The 475-nt window shown below is 75.2% G+C and carries 1 protein-coding gene; it reads right to left on the bottom strand.

The genetic code is table 11. From position 1 onward, the window contains the following. Window positions 1-456 (bottom strand): response regulator (locus AC0AIB_RS31180; protein ID WP_465098076.1); only part of this gene is annotated, 456 nt, incomplete at its 3' end. Window positions 457-475 lie beyond the last annotated feature (19 nt).

Raw genomic sequence — 475 nt, forward strand, 5'->3', positions numbered from 1 at the left:
TTCCCGCTCCGTCAGCCGCTCTAGCGAGCGGTGGGGGTGCGCGGCCCGGTGCGCGCGCAGCCCGGCGATGACCCGGCTGGCGACCCGCGGGGAGAGGTAGGCCCCGCCGGCGCCCACGGCCCGTACCCCGTTGAGCAGTTCCCTCGGGTCGTCCGCCTTCAGCAGGAAACCGTCGGCGCCCTCCTCCAGGGCGCGGGTGACGTATGCGTCCTGGCCGAAGGTCGTCAGCATGATCACGCCGACCGGCGGCAGCTCGCGGTGGAACCGCGCCACCGCCGTCAGACCGTCCAGGCCGGGCATCTGGATGTCCAACAGCACGACGTCCGGCCGGTGTCGACGGGCGAGCGCGAGGGCTTCGTGCCCGTCGCCCGCCTCGGCGACCACGTCGACCCGCGGGTCCCTGGCCAGGATGGCCCGTACCCCGGCCCGGACCATCGCCTCGTCGTCGGCCACCAGGACCCGGACGGGCCGGCTG

It is taken from the genome of Micromonospora sp. DSM 43699 (assembly GCF_055517075.1).